Source organism: Streptomyces graminilatus (assembly GCF_001418565.1).
In the GTDB taxonomy this organism is placed as follows: domain Bacteria; phylum Actinomycetota; class Actinomycetes; order Streptomycetales; family Streptomycetaceae; genus Streptomyces; species Streptomyces graminilatus.
This window is the reverse complement of sequence record NZ_LIQQ01000119.1, coordinates 1-17,071: the sequence shown is the minus strand read 5'-3', so window position 1 is coordinate 17,071 and position 17,071 is coordinate 1. Positions and strand designations below refer to the sequence as shown.

Annotated in this window: 13 protein-coding genes and 2 pseudogenes; 8 read left to right on the top strand and 7 right to left on the bottom strand. The window is 72.7% G+C overall.

The genetic code is table 11. The annotated features are described in order from the left end of the window. Positions 1-99: 99 nt before the first annotated feature. Positions 100-1,911, bottom strand: a complete 1,812-nt coding sequence (locus tag AOK08_RS11390) for a phosphatidylglycerol lysyltransferase domain-containing protein (RefSeq protein ID WP_055525375.1) — start codon at positions 1,909-1,911, stop codon at positions 100-102. A gap of 224 nt (positions 1,912-2,135) precedes the next feature. Here AOK08_RS11390 and AOK08_RS11385 point away from each other — a divergent pair, with 224 nt between their 5' ends. Together AOK08_RS11385 and AOK08_RS11380 are read left to right on the top strand one after the other, a co-directional pair. Then, complete coding sequence (locus tag AOK08_RS11385; protein WP_055525374.1) at positions 2,136-3,257, top strand: alpha/beta hydrolase; 1,122 nt, start codon at positions 2,136-2,138, stop codon at positions 3,255-3,257. Positions 3,258-3,343: 86 nt separating this feature from the next. Then, positions 3,344-4,831: a hypothetical protein gene (locus AOK08_RS11380; protein ID WP_063794047.1), complete on the top strand. Its 1,488-nt coding sequence runs from the start codon at positions 3,344-3,346 to the stop codon at positions 4,829-4,831. A 90-nt stretch (positions 4,832-4,921) separates the two neighbouring features. On the opposite strand, the gene AOK08_RS11375 is transcribed toward AOK08_RS11380, so the two are convergent. Continuing rightward, positions 4,922-6,259: a PH domain-containing protein gene (locus AOK08_RS11375; protein ID WP_055525372.1), complete on the bottom strand. Its 1,338-nt coding sequence runs from the start codon at positions 6,257-6,259 to the stop codon at positions 4,922-4,924. Continuing rightward, on the bottom strand, positions 6,256-6,783 hold the full coding sequence (locus AOK08_RS11370) for a PH domain-containing protein (protein ID WP_055525371.1): 528 nt from the start codon (positions 6,781-6,783) through the stop codon (positions 6,256-6,258). The genes AOK08_RS11375 and AOK08_RS11370 overlap by 4 nt, the downstream gene beginning before the upstream one ends. 31 nt (positions 6,784-6,814) lie before the next feature. On the opposite strand from AOK08_RS11370, the gene AOK08_RS11365 reads away from it, so the two are divergent. Next, entirely contained in the window at positions 6,815-7,963 is a 1,149-nt protein-coding gene (locus AOK08_RS11365) for an NADH-quinone oxidoreductase subunit D (RefSeq protein WP_055525370.1), read from the top strand. Positions 7,964-7,989: 26 nt separating this feature from the next. On the opposite strand, the gene AOK08_RS11360 is transcribed toward AOK08_RS11365, so the two are convergent. After that, positions 7,990-9,006, bottom strand: a complete 1,017-nt coding sequence (locus AOK08_RS11360; protein ID WP_055525369.1) for an SAM-dependent methyltransferase — start codon at positions 9,004-9,006, stop codon at positions 7,990-7,992. A gap of 131 nt (positions 9,007-9,137) precedes the next feature. On the opposite strand from AOK08_RS11360, the gene AOK08_RS11355 reads away from it, so the two are divergent. Together AOK08_RS11355 and AOK08_RS11350 are read left to right on the top strand one after the other, a co-directional pair. Then, positions 9,138-10,337 (top strand): sensor histidine kinase, encoded by a 1,200-nt coding sequence (locus AOK08_RS11355; RefSeq protein ID WP_055525368.1) that lies wholly within the window; start codon positions 9,138-9,140, stop codon positions 10,335-10,337. Positions 10,338-10,506: 169 nt separating this feature from the next. After that, positions 10,507-11,178: a response regulator transcription factor gene (locus AOK08_RS11350; RefSeq protein WP_055525367.1), complete on the top strand. Its 672-nt coding sequence runs from the start codon at positions 10,507-10,509 to the stop codon at positions 11,176-11,178. 77 nt (positions 11,179-11,255) lie between these two features. On the opposite strand, the pseudogene AOK08_RS11345 reads toward AOK08_RS11350, so the two are convergent. From AOK08_RS11345 to AOK08_RS11340, 3 genes and pseudogenes are all read right to left on the bottom strand, one after another. After that, positions 11,256-12,191 (bottom strand): annotated as a pseudogene (locus AOK08_RS11345) (DUF5937 family protein); the annotation flags it as partial. A gap of 2 nt (positions 12,192-12,193) precedes the next feature. Next, positions 12,194-12,294 (bottom strand): annotated as a pseudogene (locus AOK08_RS47190) (DUF5937 family protein); the annotation flags it as partial. A gap of 56 nt (positions 12,295-12,350) precedes the next feature. Beyond that, positions 12,351-13,589: a threonine aldolase family protein gene (locus tag AOK08_RS11340; protein WP_055525366.1), complete on the bottom strand. Its 1,239-nt coding sequence runs from the start codon at positions 13,587-13,589 to the stop codon at positions 12,351-12,353. A 194-nt stretch (positions 13,590-13,783) separates the two neighbouring features. Between AOK08_RS11340 and AOK08_RS11335 the strand changes: the two genes are divergently transcribed. The 3 genes from AOK08_RS11335 to AOK08_RS11325 form a co-directional block, all read left to right on the top strand. Next, complete coding sequence (locus AOK08_RS11335) at positions 13,784-14,704, top strand: Rossmann-like and DUF2520 domain-containing protein (protein ID WP_055525365.1); 921 nt, start codon at positions 13,784-13,786, stop codon at positions 14,702-14,704. After that, the gene (panC, locus tag AOK08_RS11330; protein WP_241826916.1) at positions 14,701-15,735 is read left to right on the top strand and encodes a pantoate--beta-alanine ligase; all 1,035 of its coding nucleotides are present in this window, start codon (positions 14,701-14,703) and stop codon (positions 15,733-15,735) included. The genes AOK08_RS11335 and panC overlap by 4 nt, the downstream gene beginning before the upstream one ends. Then, positions 15,732-17,071, top strand: a 1,340-nt coding sequence (locus AOK08_RS11325; protein WP_055525364.1) for an L-aspartate oxidase, incomplete at its 3' end; no start/stop codon positions are given. The genes panC and AOK08_RS11325, both read left to right, overlap by 4 nt.

Sequence of the window (17,071 nt, the reverse complement as noted above, 5' to 3'; positions counted from 1 at the left end):
CCGTGGCGCCGCCTCACACCCGCACGCCCGCCCGCTCGTATCGCTCAGCGGGGCGGCTCCGGTGTGGACGGCCGCCCGAGGCCTTCCCGCCGTGCCGTCTCACACCGCGCGTACCGTCGTTCCGCTGTCCGTCACCGTGTGGGCGCACGGGCGGGGGGCCGCGGTGCGGCGGCGGAGGATGCGGGGGAGGGCCAGGTTCACGAAGCCCTCCGCCTGCATCGCGGCCAGGCCGATGCGGGGCAGGTCGCCGGAGGAGCGGTAGACCACGAAGCGCGGCTCCCAGCGGGGCTGGAACTTGGCGTTGAACTTGTACAGGGACTCGATCTGGAACCAGCGGGACAGGAACACCAGCAGGCCGCGCCAGGCGCGCAGTACCGGGCCGGCGCCGATCTTCTCGCCACGGGCCAGTGCCGAGCGGAACATGGCGAAGTTGAGCGAGACCCGGGCCACGCCGAGGCGGGGAGCGGCCGCCAGGGCGGCCACGATGAGCAGTTCGTTCATGCCGGGGTCGGCCGCCCGGTCGCGCCGCATCAGGTCCAGGGAGACGCCGTCGGGGCCCCAGGGCACGAAGTGCAGGATCGCCTTCAGGTCGCCGTACGGGCCGGGCTCCTCGTCCGCCTTGTGGGCGGTGGCGATCAGACAGTCGCCGTCGTCCGGGTCGCCGATGCGGCCCAGCGCCATGGAGAAGCCGCGCTCGGTGTCGGTGCCGCGCCAGGCCTCCGCGGCGAGCCGGACGCGCTCCAGCTCGTTCTCGCCGAGGTCACGGATGCGCCGGACCCGGGTTTCGTAGCCCGCGCGTTCGATGCGCTTGACCATCTGGCGCACGTTTCGCATCGCGCGCCCGGAAAGGGAGAAATCCGCGACGTCCACCACCGCCTCGTCACCCAGTTCGAGGGCGTCGAGCCCGGTCTCACGGGTCCAGACCTCGCCGCCGGTCTCCGAGCAGCCCATGACCGCGGGGGTCCAGGAGTGGGCCTTGGCCTCGTCCATGAAGCGTTCGATGGCGCCCGGCCAGGCCTCCACGTCGCCGATCGGGTCGCCGCTGGCGAGCATCACACCGGAGACGACGCGGTAGGTCACCGCCGCCTTGCCGCTGGGGGAGAAGACGACCGCCTTGTCGCGGCGCAGGGCGAAGTGGCCGAGGGAGTCGCGGCGGCCGTGCTTGTCGAGGAGCACCCGCAGCCGGTTCTCGTCCTCCTCGGTCAGGCGCGCGGCCGGGTGTTCGGGCCGGAAGGCGAAGTAGATCGTCGTGATGGCGGTCAGCAGGCCGAGGGCGCCGAGCGAGTAGCCGACGGTCCAGGAGGTGGGCCCGGAGTAGCCGACGGGGCCCTCGAAGCCGAACAGGCCGTACAGGACGTGGGTGATGAGGTCGGCGAGGCTCGGGTCGCCGTACATGCGGTCGCTGTGCGCGCCCACTATGACCAGCCCGAGGCCGAGCGAGCCGGCGCTCATCAGGACGAAGTTGGTCAGTGCGCGCCAGCGGCTGCGCGGGTCGGGCAGCGCCTCGAACTCGCTGCGGTGGCGCAGGAGCATCACCAGCAGGAGTACGGAGATGACCAGCCCGACGATGGAGTGCCGGTAGGTGAACTGGGCCACGGCGCCGGCCGGCAGCAGGGCCACGGCGGCGCGCCAGGCGCGGCGCTTGCGGCGCCGGAGGCCGTGCGCGAGGAGCAGCAGGAGGACGCCGGTGCTGAGGGAGAGCGCGGCGGCGAAGGGGCCGAGCGCGCCGGGAAGTACCTCGGCGATCGTGTGCATGCGGCTGTGCCTGAAGCGCGGGAAGACTCCCGCGGCGATGTCGACCAGGCCCACGAGAGCACACGCCCGGGCGACCACGGCCGGAACGGCTTCGGGGCGCGGGCCGCGCAGTATGCGCCGCACTCGGCTCGATCGTCCCGGAACCTCGACCGACATTTCCCCATCTATCCTGACAGACATCGCATCCTGTAGTTCCGCGAGAGACCTGGGACCCGGAGCCAATCCGGCATCCGGCGACATTGCGCCCTCTAGGACGGTGTCCCAGGGGAAGAGGTTCACTCCCCCGTGGAAAGCCGTATCAAAGGACAGCCAAAGTCCGGGGCAAGCCGCAGTGAAGGAAGCGGGTGCGTCACCGGCCGAGAGAGTGGGCGACTGCAGTCATGGGTCTCACGAGCAAGACGGTGCTGGTGCTGGCGATCGTGGCCGCCGGCCTGCTGTTCATCGGCACAATCGTGTTCTGGTCCAGACTGGCGCGCCGCAACTGGTGGGCGATCGGAGGCCGGGTCGTACTGCTGCTGGCCACCCAGCTCGCGGTGTTCGCCTCGGTCGGTCTCGCCGTGAACCAGAGTTTCGGTTTCTACGCCTCCTGGGACGACCTCCTGGGCAAGGAGACCGACGAAGGAGTGATCATCGACCAGAGCACCGGGGCGCACGGCGGCCTCCAGGTGGTCTCCACCCAGTCGGTGAGCGTGCCGGGCGGTCATCTGCCCAGGATCGGCGGCCAGATCCAGAAGATCGGCATTGTCGGCAAGAAGACGGGGATCACCTCACCGGCGTACGTCTATCTGCCGCCGGAGTACTTCCAGAGCCAGTACGCGAAGCGCACCTTCCCGGTGGTCGTCGTGCTGACGGGCTATCCGGGGACCGCGAAGTCCCTCATCACCAAGCTCAACTACCCGCACACCGCGCACGAGTTGGTGAGCAAGGGCAAGTCCCAGCCGATGATCATGGTGATGCTGCGGCCGACCGTGGCGCCGCCCCGGGACACCGAGTGCGTGGACGTGCCGGGCGGGCCGCAGACGGAGACGTTCTTCGCGCGGGACCTGCCGGCGGTCATCGCCGGCCACTACCGGGTGGGGCCGAGGCCGGGCAGTTGGGGCGTCATCGGCGACTCGACGGGCGGCTACTGCGCGCTGAAGCTCGCGATGCACCACCCGGGCGTGTACACGGCGGCGGTGGGTCTGTCGCCGTCCTACAAGGCGCCGGTCGACGCCACCACGGGAGACCTCTTCCAGGGTGACGAGACGCTGAAGAGCCACGCGGACCTGAAGTGGTACATCAGGCACATGCCGCCGCCGAACGTCTCCCTGCTGGTCACCAGCAGCAAGCACGGAGAGTCCAACTACGGTCCTACGATGAAGTTCGTGGACCTCGTCAGGACCAAGTCCCCGACGAAGATCTCGACGCTCCTGCTGGAGAGCGGCGGCCACAACTTCAACACCTGGCGCCGGGAGATCCCCGGTTCGCTGGAGTGGCTGAGCGCGCGGCTCACGGAGCGCTGACGCCCCACGGCCCCCGAGGCCCGGCGCCGCCGGGTTTTTACCACGCGGGGCACCAGGATTCGCCTACGCGCGGTAAGTTTCTGGCCATGCCACGTGGACGTCATCGCCATTCACCACCTCTGCACCGGCTGCTGCCTCCTGCGGCGATCGCGGGCGTCTCGCTCGTCTGCGCCCTGGGACCATGGGTGTTCAGGGATACCGGCGTCCTCCGGATGATCGCCGCGTTCGCCGCGGCGGTCACGGTCGTGGGCGCGGCCGTCATGCGCCGCTGGGACGGGGAGGCGGGCAAGCAGGTCGCCGACCTCACGCGCGCGCGTGCGGGCGACGAATGGCGGCACGAGGAGCGGGTCGCCGAGCTGGAGACCGACCTGGAGGAGTCCCGCGAGCTGCGCGGCAAGCTGGAGCAGAAGCTTCGCGCCAAGCGGGCCGAGCTCCAGGGCCTGCGCAACGAGCACGCGGCGCTGCTGCGGCGGTACGCCACGGCGGAGACCGAGCGGGCCAGCGCGCTGGAGGGCAGGCGGCTGCTGGAGCTGGAGACCCTGGTACCCGCTCAGGCCACGGCCAGGGACGTCGAAGCCGACGCCGACGCGGACACGGACACGGGTACGAAATCCGTCGGGACGACGGTCGCGGCCAAGAGTTCGGCGCGGGCGCTCACGGCCGGGTCCGGCACTGCGGCGGCCACCGCCGACTCCGACGCGGCGGCGCTGGACGCGGCGGCGGCCGGGGTGTCGGCGGCGCTCGGCGCGGCCGCCGCGCGAACCCCGGGCGGCACGGACGACGCGGACGGCAAGGGGCACACGGGCCGTACGGGGGCCACGGACCCGGAGGAGGGCCCGGCGGCACAAGCGGTCTTCTCCCCGGAGGGTTCCTCGCTGTTCCTGCGGGCCCGGGCGGCACTGGCCAAGTTCGACGGAGAGGTCCCGGCGAGGACCGGCCCGGCCGAGGGCGTCGCGCGGACATCCGCCGAGGTCCCGAAGACCCCCGGGGCGACCCCTGGAGGCTCCGCGAGCCCGGCCCGCGCAGGCAAGGCGGAGGCCGCGCCGCCGGAGGACGAGGCGACGGGGAAGCCCGAGGCGGCCCGCGACCATACGCGTGCCGCCGCCAACCCCGCCGACCCGGAGCCCGCGGACGCCGGTCCCGCCGACCTGGAGCCCGCCGACCTGGAGCCCGCCGAGACGGCGTCCACCGAGACGGCGTCCACCGAGCCCGAACCCACCGGGCTGGAGCCCGTCAGGCCCGTGCCCGGTCCCGGGCACTTCACCGTGCCGACCGCGGTGGCCGTCGTACCGGCGGCGGCGCCCGTGCGCAGGCCGGAGGTCCACGGCGGGTTCGACTTCTTCGGCACGCAGAAGGAGACGGCGTCGGCCGCGCTGGACGCCGTGCAGAACGAGGACCTCGCCGATGTCGTCGGGCAGGAGGCGCTGGCGCTGCACAAGGCGGAGTCCGAGGCGCGGTTCAAGCCCGTGGACGAGGAGTCGCGCGGGCTCGGCGCCGGTCAGGTCATCGACCTCACGGCCCACGACGAGACCGAGGTGTTCGACCTGAAGGGACTGCGAAGCGCGGTTTCCTGACAGCCCACAGGCCCACAGGCCCACAGGCCCACAGCCGGTCACCCCGTGCCCCGCATGCATGCACGCGTGCGGGGCACGCGCGTGTGCCCGTTACGCCATCCACCGGTCCGGTCGCGCGTCCCGCCGTCCCGTGCGGGACCGCTCCGCCTGCCCGCGAAGCAGCTCCGCGGCCTCCTGGGCGTCCCGCAGACCGGCTGTGACGGTCTTGTTGGCCCCCGTGTCCACATGGACGTCCGCAAGGCCCTTGAAGCGAGCCCAGGGGCCCTGTTCCAGCCGTACGCTCTGGACCTTGGCGTGCGGGACCAGGGCCAGGCTGCGGCGCAGCAGCCCGTGCCGGGTGACGAAGACGCTGTCGGTGACGGCGATGCCGTAGCCCCGCCACCAGAACGGCAGGCACCAGCCCGCCCGGCGCGGCGGACGCGACAGCGAGGCGGGCACGGTCACCCCGGGCAGTACCTGGCCTATCACCGTCTCCGCGATCTCCCGGGGAGCCGCCGGCACCAGCACCGAGTTCGACGAGCCCGCCACGTCCAGCTCCACCCGGACCCACCCGCGCCGCCGCCACAGCATCGGTTCCACGATCCGTACGGTCTGCACGCGCCCCGGGGGCACCGTCTCGTGGGCGCGGTCCAGGAGGCCGTGGTCGATGCGCAGCCCGTCCGGGGACTCGCCGACCGTCCAGTCGTACTCGGCGACGAACCGCCCCACGCTTCTCGCGCCCGCCGCGCCGACCAGCGGAAGGCCCGTCGCGAGCACTGTCCACAGGCTGTGGGTGGCGAACCAGAGGAACGGCGGTACGACCAGTGCGGCGGCCAGCGTCCCCCAGGTCGCGCCGGTCAGCACCAGGGAGACGGCGAGCACGCGCGGGGGGACGTGCAGCAGTTGCCGGACCGGTGCCTCGCCCACCTCGTGGGCCGTCTCGGGCGCGAACCCGGCCGCGCGGGCGAGCAGTTCGGCCCGCAGGGCACGCGCGTGCCCCTCGCCCAGATAGGCCAGCTCGTCCTTCTTGTCCGTGCCCACGACGTCCAGCTTGAGCTTGGCGACGCCCGCGACCCGGGCCAGCAGCGGCTGGGTGATGTCGACGGCCTGGATGCGTTCGAGCCGGATGTGGGCGGTGCGCCGGAACAGCAGGCCGGTACGGATGCGCAGTTCGCTGTCCGTCACCGCGAAGTGGGTGAACCACCAGGTCAGAAAGCCGTACAAGGCGCCGCCGACGAGGCATGCGGCGAGGCCGAGCAGCAGGGTCGTGGTCGTCAGCCGGGTCAGCTGGTGCTGCGCCTGGTCGGGGTCGTGCACACCCCACCCGATGATCACAGCGACCGGCGCCCACGCGCGCCTGAGCGGTGTGACGGGATGCAGCCGCTGCTCCACGACCGGCCGCCCGTCGTCCTCCACGGGTACGTCCGTCTCGGTGTCGGGAGTCGTCACAGCCCCGCCGATCGCGCCTGGCCGAGCTCGGTGAGCCGGTCCCGCAGCCGCTCCGCCTCCGCCGGTTCGAGGCCCGGGATGAGGGCGTCGCTCGCGGCGGCCGCCGTGTGCAACTGCACGCTCGCCAGCCCGAACTTCCGTGCGACGGGCCCCGAGGTCACCTCGACGAGCTGCATCCGCCCGTACGGCACGATCGTTTCCTCGCGCCACAGCACACCCCTGCTGATCAGCAGGTCGTCGGCGCGCTCGGCGTACCGCCAGGAGGCCCAGTTGCGGCCCAGCAGCCGCCAGCCCCACAGCAGCAGGGCCAGCGGCAGCAGCGCGAAGGCCGCCCAGGCGGGCCCCACGAGCAGGCCGAGCAGCAGCCCCGTACCGAGCGTCAGCGGCACCAGCCACACCACCAGCAGCAGCCGGCGCATCCGCAGCAGGTCCCTCGGCAGCCCGGTCCACACCGGCTCGCCCCGCTGCTCACCGTGCTCTTCGCCGCGTGTTTCGCCCGCCGCCCGCGGGCTCCCCGTCTCCATGCCGCAAGCGTACGTACGACAGACTGTGTCCATGAGTCCCACGGAGACGATCGTCGGTATCGGCGGAGCCGCGGAGAGCACCGACATGGTGCTCAACATCGGGCCCCAGCACCCGTCCACGCACGGGGTGCTGCGGCTGCGGCTGGTGCTCGACGGGGAGCGGATCCAGAGCGCGGAGCCGGTGATCGGCTATATGCACCGGGGGGCGGAGAAGCTCTTCGAGGCGCGTGACTACCGTCAGATCATCATGCTGGCCAACCGGCACGACTGGCTGTCGGCGTTCTCCAACGAGCTGGGCGTGGTCCTCGCCGTGGAGCGGATGCTCGGCATGGAGGTCCCCGCGCGCGCGGTGTGGACGCGGACGCTGCTCGCGGAGCTGAACCGGGTGCTCAACCACCTGATGTTCCTGGGCTCGTACCCGCTGGAGCTGGGCGGGATCACACCGATCTTCTACGCGTTCACGGAGCGCGAGGAGCTCCAGCACGTCATGGAGGAGGTCTCCGGCGGGCGCATGCACTACATGTTCAACCGCGTGGGAGGCCTCAAGGAGGACCTGCCGGCGGGCTGGACCACACGCGCGCGTGCCTGCGTCGCGTCCCTGCGCTCACGCATGGACCGGTTCGACGACCTGGTGCTCGGCAACGAGATCTTCCGGGGGCGCACACGCGGTGTGGGCGTGCTGTCGCCGGAGGCCGTGCACGCGTACGGCGTGAGCGGGCCGATCGCGCGCGCCTCGGGCGTCGACTTCGACCTGCGCCGCGACGAGCCGTATCTGGCGTACGGCGAACTCCAGGACACCCTGAAGGTGGTGACCCGGCAGGAGGGCGACTGTCTCGCCCGTTTCGAGTGCCTCCTGGAGCAGACGCACAACGCGCTCGACCTGGCCGACGCCTGCCTCGACCGCCTCGCCGACCTCCCGCAGGGACCGATCAACCAGCGCCTGCCCAAGGTCCTGAAGGCACCCGAGGGGCACACGTACGCGTGGACCGAGAACCCCCTCGGCATCAACGGCTACTACCTCGTCAGCAAGGGCGAGAAGACCCCGTACCGCCTGAAGCTCCGCTCGGCCTCCTACAACAACATCCAGGCGCTGGCCGTACTGCTGCCCGGGACACTGGTCGCGGACATGGTGGCGATCCTGGGGTCGCTGTTCTTCGTGGTCGGGGACATCGACAAATAGGGCGTGATGACCCTGGTGGCATGTCCTCAGAGGACGAGCGGGTCGGGGATTCCCGACGGTTCCACCAGCCATCCGAAGTCCCCCAGGCCGCCCGTCGCCGTCAGCTCGGCGGCCTCGCCGGCGCCCGCCAGGGCCCGTACGTACGCCGCGGGGTCCGTGGACGCCAGGGACAGCGGAGGGCGCCCGCCGGTCACCCCGAGGGCGCGCAGGGCCTCCCGCTGGGTCAGCAGGCGGGACCCCGGCCCCGCGCAGGCGTCCAGCGCCGCGTGGGCGGTCAGGTCGCACGAGCCGTCCGGCACGGGTGCCGTCTCGCGTCCCGCCCGGAAACCGGTGAGCGTCCCGAAGGGCGGCCGGGCGCCGGCCGTGTGCGCGTAGTCGACGGCGACGGCGAGGCCCCGTTCGACGGTGGCCCTGGCGGCGGCCCAGGCGGTGTCCCTGGGGAGCCCGATCTCGGCCCGCAGACCCGGCTCCGGCGGCAGCGGCCACCACCGCGCCAGCCACTCCGCGTCCGCCCCGGCGACCGGCTCCCCGAGCCGCTCGGTCCCGTCCCGCCGTACGAGGACCACGCGCGGTACGCCCGCCGGGTCCACCTCCGCCACCTCCACGGGGACGTTGTCCAGCCACTCGTTGGCGAACAGCAGGCCGGTGAGGCCGCCGGGGGGCTCGGTCAGCCACTCGATCCGGTGATCGAGGTCCACGGGGCGGCCGGCCAGCTCGACGGCGTACCCGCGCGCGCGGGAGGCCACTTCCGGGGGCAGGGCGGCGAGGACACCGGTGACGAGTTCGCCCCGGCCCGCGCCCATGTCGACGAAGCCGATCGAGGCGGGGCGGCCCAGCGCCTCGTCGACCCGGCACAGCAGCCGTGCCACGGCGGCGGCGAAGAGCGGCGAGGCGTGGACGGACGTACGGAAGTGCCCGGCGGGTCCCTCGGGGCGGCGGTAGAACCCGTGTTCGCCGTAGAGCGCCTCGTGTGTCGCCGCCCGCCAGCTACGCCACTCGCCGGTCGAACGGCCCGCCGTCCCGCCCGCTGTCTCTCCTGTCACGAGGTCAGGCTAGGGGTTGGGCACCCGCCGCCCTGGGGAGAGGCTCTCCACCTTGCGGAGTACGCGGGGGCGTCGCGGATCGGCCCTCCGGTTGACCCCGGCACACACAACGCCTGCCTACGCTGGGTTACGTGCAACGCGTCTATGACTTCCTCCGCGGACACCCGGCATGGGTAGACGGCTTCTGGGCCGTCGTCCTGTTCGGGATCTCCATGCTGGGCGATACCGTCCGGGCCACGCCGGACGCCGTGTCCCTGACGGGGATCACCGTGGTGACGGTCCTGCTGAGCGTGGTGGTCGCGCTGCGGCGGCGCATGCCCGAGCGGATGCTCTTGCTGGCCGGCGCGGTCGGGGTGGCGCAACTGGTCCTGGACATCAAGACGGTGCCCGCCGACTTCGCCTTTCTGGTGATCGTCTACACCGTGGCGGCGAGCGGCCCCCGCTGGGCCTCACGGTACGCGCTGATCGGCGGTCTGCTCGCCTCCCCGCTGGCCCAGTTGCGCTGGCCCGAGGACGGGCCGAGCGGCGCGGGCCGGCTCGCCCTGATGATCTTCACCGCGGTGCCGTACGCCCTCGCCTGGGTGCTCGGCGACTCGTTGCGCACCCGCCGCGCCTACTTCGCCCAACTGGAGGAGCGCGCCGCCCGTCTGGAGCGGGAGCGCGAGGCGCAGGCCAAGGTCGCGGTCGCCGCCGAGCGCGCCCGGATCGCCCGTGAGCTGCACGACGTCGTCGCGCACAACGTGTCCGTGATGGTGGTCCAGGCCGACGGCGCCGCCTACGTCCTCGACACCGCCCCCGACCAGGCGAAAAAGGCCCTGGAGACCATCTCGGGCACCGGCCGCCAGGCCCTCGCCGAGATGCGCCGGCTGCTCGGCGTGCTGCGGACCGGCGAGCACCAGGAGGGCTGCGAGTACGTTCCGCAGCCCGACGTCGAACAGCTCGGCGAACTGATCGAGCAGTGCCGTACGTCGGGCCTGCCCGTCGACTACCGGATCGAGGGCACCCCGCGCCCGCTGCCCAGCGGCGTCGAGCTGACGGCGTACCGCATCGTGCAGGAGGCGCTCACCAACACCCGCAAGCACGGTGGCCCGAACACCGGAGCGAGCGTGCGTCTGGTCTACTTCGACGACGGTCTCGGCCTGCTGGTCGAGGACGACGGCAAGGGCGCCCCGCACGAGCACTACGAGGAGGGCGGCGCCGACGGACGGGGGCACGGCCTGATCGGCATGCGCGAGCGCGTCGGCATGGTGGGCGGCACCCTGGACGCGGGCCCGCGCCCGGGCGGCGGCTTCCGCATCAGCGCCCTGCTGCCGCTCAAACCCGCACACTGACACGTGCGCGCTCGATCGACGCACAGTTGTTCGACTTGATGTGTGGCGCTTGTGCACGGCTTACGCCTGGCTTGTATCGACCTGTATCGACCTGTTTTCGACCTGCCTGTATCAACCTGTATTGACCTGTATTGACCTGTATTGATTTGTATCGACCGGAGGACCCGCCATGAACATCCGTGTGATGCTCGTCGACGACCAGGTGCTGCTCCGCACCGGGTTCCGGATGGTGCTCGCCGCCCAGCCGGACATGGACGTCGTGGCGGAGGCGGGTGACGGCGTCGAGGCTCTCCAGGTTCTCCGGGAGACCGAGGTCGACGTGGTGCTGATGGACGTACGCATGCCGAAGCTCGACGGGGTGGAGGCCACCCGGCGCATCTGCCAGGGCGACAACCCGCCCAAGGTGCTCATCCTGACCACCTTCGACCTCGACGAGTACGCCTTCTCCGGGCTGAAGGCGGGCGCCTCCGGCTTCATGCTCAAGGACGTGCCCCCCGGCGAACTCCTCACCGCGATCCGCTCCGTGCACAGCGGAGACGCGGTCGTGGCGCCCTCGACGACCCGGCGGCTCCTCGACCGCTTCGCGCCCATGCTGCCGGCCGCCGGCAAGCAGCCCCAGTACAAGGAACTGGAGCGGCTCACCGACCGGGAGCGCGAGGTCATGATCCTGGTCGCCCAGGGCCTGTCGAACGGCGAGATCGCGGCCCGGCTGGTGCTGTCGGAGGCGACCGTGAAGACCCATGTGGGCCGCATCCTGACGAAGCTGGGGCTGCGGGACCGGGTACAGGTGGTCGTCCTCGCCTACGAGACGGGGCTCGTGCGGGCCGGCGGGGCGGGCTGACCGGCCGGTCCGGCTTCTTCGGTCGATCTGCCGGTCATCTTCCGCCGGTCATCTGAGGACGCCCTCCGATCTGCCGGTCATCTGAGGATGCCCTCCAGGAAGTCGCTGCCCAGCCGGGCCACCATCGTGACGTCCAACTGGTGCAGGACATACCGGCCGCGGCGGCGGGTGGTGGTCAGGCCCGCCTTTCTGAGGACGGCCAGGTGCCGGGATATCTCGGGTGCCGTCATGCTGTGCGTGTGCGCCAGTTCGGTCGTCGTGAACGAGCTGCGGGCCAGCTGGCGGCACAGCCGCATCCGCACCGGGTGGGACAGCGCGGTCAGACGGAGGCTGAGCTGCTCGACCGAGGCCGGGGCGGCGAGTTCGGTGGAGCCCGCCGGGTAGTGCAGCACCGGCTGCCAGCCGTACCGGTGCAGGACCATCAGATGGGGCCGGCCCAGGCTCGTCGGGACGAGCAGGAGACTGCCCTCCGCCGTGGTGTGGCCGACGCCCAGTTTGTCGACGGTGATCCGGCCCGTGGTCTCGTCCAGGGTGACCGCCGACGACACCGACGCCAGCGCCTCCGGCAGGCCCTTGCGGTGCAGGAGATCCGTCTTGTGGCGGGCGTCCGCCATGAGCTGGGGGTGCAGCCGCGACCAGGTCTCGGCGAAGAAGGCGTCCTCGCAGTCGGTCAGCAACTGCCGCAGCCAGGCGCGGATCCGGGGCGTCTCGTCCAGCAGGCGCCTGGTGAACCGGAGTTGGCGGGGGCCGCGCGAGACGGCCAGCTCCAGGGCCCGCTGCCGCGCCCCGGGGTCGGTGAGCGCGCCCACGCCCTGCTCGTCGTAGGGCATCGCGCAGGTGAACTCCAGGCAGGCGTCCACGAACTGTTCGTCCGTCAGCCGGTCAAGCTGGTCGAGTTCCGCGCCCAGCGTGCCGCCGGGGAGCGTGCCCGCGCCCAGGCCCGCGTACGGCAGGAAGAGGTCGGAGAACGTGGAGCGCCACAGGAAGTCGGCCTCGCACATCCGGTCGGCCAGNNTCGGCCAGCGCGTGCAGCGCCATGCCGAGCTCGGCCAGCGGTGACGGCACCACGGTGATCCGCTCCCGCCCCAGCCCGCGCACGTCGATGCTCACGCTCATGGACCCATGGTGCACCGGGCCACTGACAACGCCCCGGGAACCGTGATCACGGTCACCTACAGCCGCTCCACGAACTCCGCCACCGCCGCCTTCACGTCGTCCGGCGTCCACTCCAGGCCGGCGGCACGGACGGACACCTCGGTGACCGCGAGACCCGGGCCGCCCTGTGCCCACTCGCTCGCGAAAAGGAGCGTCTTCGTCTCCTCGCCCTGCCGGATCGCGGCCTCCGCGGCGGCCTCGTGGTCGTACGGCAGCCAGACCTGGAAGTCGTTCGTGTGCGGCACCTCCGGGTGGACGCGCGCCCACGGCACCCCGGCCGCCGCGAAGCCCTCGCGCAGCGCCGCGGCGACCACGCGCGCGTGGGCCACGTACTCAGGGAGACGCGGCAGCTCGCGGTCCAGGCCGACGAGGGCCGACAGGACCGTGGGGAACTGCTGGAAGATCTGGCCGCCGTACCGGTGCCGCCAGGCCTTCGCCTCGTCGATGAGCGTCTGCGGGCCCGCCAGGAGGGCGCCGCCGAATCCGTCGAGGGACTTGTACAGCGACACGTAGACGGTGTCCGCGAGGTCCGCGATCTCGTCCAGGGTGCGGCCGAAGTGGGCGGTGGACTCCCACAGGCGGGCCCCGTCGAAGTGCACCACGGCGTCGCGTTCCCGGGCCGCCGCCACCACCTCGGTCAGCTCCTCCCAGGTGGGCAGCACGAAACCGGCGTCCCTGAGGGGCAGTTCCAGCATCAGCGTCCCGAAGGGCTCGCCGAAGTCGCGCACCTCGTCGGCCGTCGGCATCCGGGGCTCGCTCGTCACCCGCAGCGGGCGAAGTCCGCTCAGCGCGCTGAACGCGTTCCGCTCGTGCACCTCGGGGTGGGAGAGCGCGTGCAGGGCGACGGCCGGGCTGCCGGTGCGGCCCGCCCAGCAGCGCATGGCGGCCTGCTGGGCCATCGTGCCGGTCGGGAAGAAGGCGGCGGCCTCCTTGCCGAGCAGCGTGGCGACCCGCTTCTCCAGGGTCTCGACTATCCCGCCGCCGTAGATGTCGGACGGCTCGTCCAGGTCGTACGACTCCGGCGCCCCGTCGAGCAGCGCAAGCCGCTGCCTCATCGTCCCCAGGAACCCGGGGCGCGACAGGACCCGTTCGGCGTTCCGGTGCGCGGCCCGGCGCCGCAGCCGCCGTTCGTCACTGCCGGACTGCTCACCGGACTGCTCACCGGGCAGCTCACCGGACAGTTCGCCGTGCTGTTCGCTGTGTTCCTCGCCGGGTTCCTGACCCGGTCGCCCGCCCTTGTCGGCCGTATCGCTCATGCTCGGAATCATCCCGCGCGCGGGATCGGCGCGGGCACCCGGGTTTCCCCTCGCCCGCGCACGGAGGGCTCGCGAGCGCCCACAGCCTGTGGACAACCGGACACCGTCCGGGCCAATAGCGTTAACATGACGAGAAACCGTCCGGTACATCGTCCGGTACCCCTAGCGGACTGGAACGGGAAGGCCGTCGTCGAGTGAGTACATTCCAGCAGCCAGACCCCAGGGACCGCCCCGCGCGGCTCACCGTGGGGGTGGTCGGCGCCGGACGCGTGGGTCCAGCGCTGGCCGCCTCCCTCCAACTCGCCGGACACCGTCCGGTCGCCGTCTCCGCGGTCTCCGACGCCTCCGTGCGCCGGGCCGCGCAACTGCTCCCGGACGTGCCCGTGGTGTCGCCCGCCCAGGTGATGGAGCGCGCCGACCTCGTCCTGCTGACCGTCCCGGACGACGCCCTGCCCGGCCTCGTCGAGGGCCTCGCGGAGACCGGCGCCGTACGGCCGGGACAACTGCTCGTGCACACCTCCGGGCGGTACGGCGCGAAGGTCCTGGACCCCGCCCTGCGGGCCGGCGCGCTGCCGCTGGCCCTGCACCCCGCCATGACCTTCACCGGCACCCCTGTGGACGTCCAGCGGCTCGCCGGGTGCTCCTTCGGGGTCACCGCGCCCCCCGAGCTGCGGCTGGCCGCCGAGGCCCTCGTCATCGAGATGGGCGGCGAGCCCGAATGGATCGCCGAGGAGAGCCGCCCGCTCTACCACGCGGCCCTCGCCCTGGGCGCCAACCACCTCGTCACCCTGGTCGCCGAGTCCATGGAGCTGCTCCGCGCGGCCGGCGTCGACGCCCCCGACCGGATGCTCGGCCCGCTGCTCGGCGCCGCCCTGGACAACGCGCTGCGCTCCGGGGACGCGGCGCTCACCGGGCCCGTCGCGCGCGGGGACGCGGGCACTGTGGCCGCCCATGTCGCCGAGCTGCGCAAACACTCACCGCAGAGCGTCGCCGCCTATCTGGCGATGGCCCGCGCGACCGCCGACCGTGCCCTCGCGCACGGACTGCTCAAGCCGGAGCTGGCCGAGGACCTTCTCGGGGTACTCGGTAACGGCACCGAGGGAGGCGCCCGATGACCCGCCTGCTGCGCACGGCAGCCGAACTGAACGCCCGCGTGTCCGACCTCATCCCCGACAGGGACGAGGTCGGACAGCGTGCACGCACGCGTGCCGTCGTGATGACCATGGGCGCCCTGCACGAGGGCCACGCCACCCTCGTCCGCACCGCGCGCGAGATCGCCGGCCCCGACGGCGAGGTCGTCGTCACCGTCTTCGTGAACCCCCTCCAGTTCGGCAAGGGCGAGGACCTCGACCGCTACCCGCGCACCCTTGACGCCGACGTCCAGCTCGCCGGACAGGCGGGCGCGGACGCCGTGTTCGCCCCCTCCGTGGACGAGGTCTACCCGGGCGGCGAACCCCAGGTGCGGATCAGCGCCGGCCCCATGGGGGAGCGGCTCGAAGGCGCCACCCGCCCCGGGCACTTCGACGGCGTCCTCACCGTCGTCGCCAAGCTCCTGCACCTCACCCGGCCCGACGTGGCCCTCTTCGGGCAGAAGGACGCCCAGCAGCTCGCGATGATCCGCCGGATGGTCCGCGACCTGAACTTCGGCGTGGAGATCGTCGGCGTACCGACCGTCCGCGAGGCCGACGGCCTGGCCCGGTCCAGCCGCAACCGCTACCTCTCCCCGGAGGAACGCCGTACGGCGCTCGCGCTCTCCCAGGCCCTGTTCGCCGGCGGCGACCGGCACGCCGCCCAGGAGGCGCTGCGCGCGCGGGCCCGCGAAGTGCCCGCCACGCACGCGCGTGCCCAGGCCCTCAGCGCGCTCGGCGAATCCCGCGCGGCGGCCGACGCGCACGCCGTAGCGCAGGGCCCCGGCGGCGCCCCCGCAGCCGTCCGGGCCGCCGCCCGCCTCCTCCTGGACGACGCGGCCCGCCTGCACCCCCCGCTGGTCCTCGACTACCTCGCACTGGTCGACCCCGCCGACTTCACCGAGATCCCGGACGACTTCACGGGCGAAGCCGTCCTCGCCGTCGCGGCCAAGGTCGGGACGACCCGGCTGATCGACAACATCCCTCTCATTTTCGGAACCCCCGGAGCCGCCTCGTGAGCACCACAGGCCCCACCGCCGGCCACCGCGCCGGCACCTCCACCGCCACCGGCATACGGCTGCACGCCCCCGCCCCCGGCTGGGCCCTGACCGCGGACGTCGTGGTCGTCGGCTCCGGCGTCGCCGGGCTCACCGCCGCCCTGCGCTGCGACGCGGCCGGGCTGCGGACGGTCGTCGTCACCAAGGCCCGCCTCGACGACGGCTCCACCCGCTGGGCCCAGGGCGGCATCGCGGCGGCCCTCGGCGAGGGCGACACCCCCGAACAGCACCTCGCCGACACCCTGGTGGCCGGCGTGGGCCTGTGCGACGAGGAGGCCGTACGGATCCTCGTCACCGAGGGACCGGACGCCGTACGGCGGCTCATCGAGACCGGCGCCCACTTCGACGAGTCCTCAGAGGGCGAACTCGAACTGACCCGCGAGGGCGGCCACCACCGCCGCCGCATAGCGCACGCGGGCGGCGACGCGACCGGCGCGGAGGTCTCCCGCGCCCTCGTCGAGGCGGTCCGCGCGCGCGGACTGCGCACGGTCGAGAACGCGCTCGTGCTGGACCTCCTGACCGACGTCGACGGCCGCACGGCCGGTGTGACCCTGCACGTCATGGGAGAGGGCCAGCACGACGGCGTGGGAGCCGTCCACGCGCCCGCCGTGGTCCTCGCCACCGGCGGCATGGGCCAGGTGTTCTCCGCGACCACCAACCCGTCCGTGTCGACCGGCGACGGCGTCGCCCTGGCCCTGCGCGCGGGCGCCGAGGTCAGCGACCTCGAATTCGTCCAGTTCCACCCCACGGTGCTCTTCCTGGGGGCCGACGCCGAGGGCCAGCAGCCGCTCGTCTCCGAGGCGGTACGCGGTGAGGGCGCCCACCTCGTCGACGCCGACGGCGTGCGCTTCATGACCGGCCAGCACGAACTCGCCGAACTCGCGCCCCGGGACATCGTCGCCAAGGGCATCACCCGCCGCATGCTGGAACAGGGCGCCGAACACATGTTCCTGGACGCCCGGCACTTCGGCGCCGACATGTGGGAGCACCGCTTCCCGACGATCCTCGCCGCCTGCCGCGCCCACGGCATCGACCCGGTCACCGAGCCCGTCCCGGTCGCCCCGGCCGCCCACTACGCCTCCGGCGGCGTCCGCACCGACTCCCGGGGCCGTACGACCGTCCCCGGCCTGTACGCGTGCGGCGAGGTCGCCTGCACCGGCGTCCACGGCGCCAACCGGCTCGCCTCCAACTCCCTCCTGGAGGGCCTGGTCTACGCCGAGCGCATCGTCGCCGACATCACCGAGGCCCACGCCGGGAACGGCCTCCACGCGCGCGTGCCCGCACCCGTCCCGCACCC

Bases quoted from the DNA above. Each gene is read 5' to 3' on its own strand.
- AOK08_RS11370 (WP_055525371.1), bottom strand. From the start codon at position 6,783: ATGGAGACGGGGAGCCCGCGGGCGGCGGGCGAAACACGCGGCGAAGAG.
- AOK08_RS11385 (WP_055525374.1), top strand. From the start codon at position 2,136: ATGGGTCTCACGAGCAAGACGGTGCTGGTGCTGGCGATCGTGGCCGCC.
- AOK08_RS11340 (WP_055525366.1), bottom strand. From the start codon at position 13,589: ATGAGCGATACGGCCGACAAGGGCGGGCGACCGGGTCAGGAACCCGGC.
- AOK08_RS11380 (WP_063794047.1), top strand. From the start codon at position 3,344: ATGCCACGTGGACGTCATCGCCATTCACCACCTCTGCACCGGCTGCTG.
- panC (WP_241826916.1), top strand. From the start codon at position 14,701: ATGACCCGCCTGCTGCGCACGGCAGCCGAACTGAACGCCCGCGTGTCC.
- AOK08_RS11350 (WP_055525367.1), top strand. From the start codon at position 10,507: ATGAACATCCGTGTGATGCTCGTCGACGACCAGGTGCTGCTCCGCACC.
- AOK08_RS11390 (WP_055525375.1), bottom strand. From the start codon at position 1,911: ATGTCGGTCGAGGTTCCGGGACGATCGAGCCGAGTGCGGCGCATACTG.
- AOK08_RS11365 (WP_055525370.1), top strand. From the start codon at position 6,815: ATGAGTCCCACGGAGACGATCGTCGGTATCGGCGGAGCCGCGGAGAGC.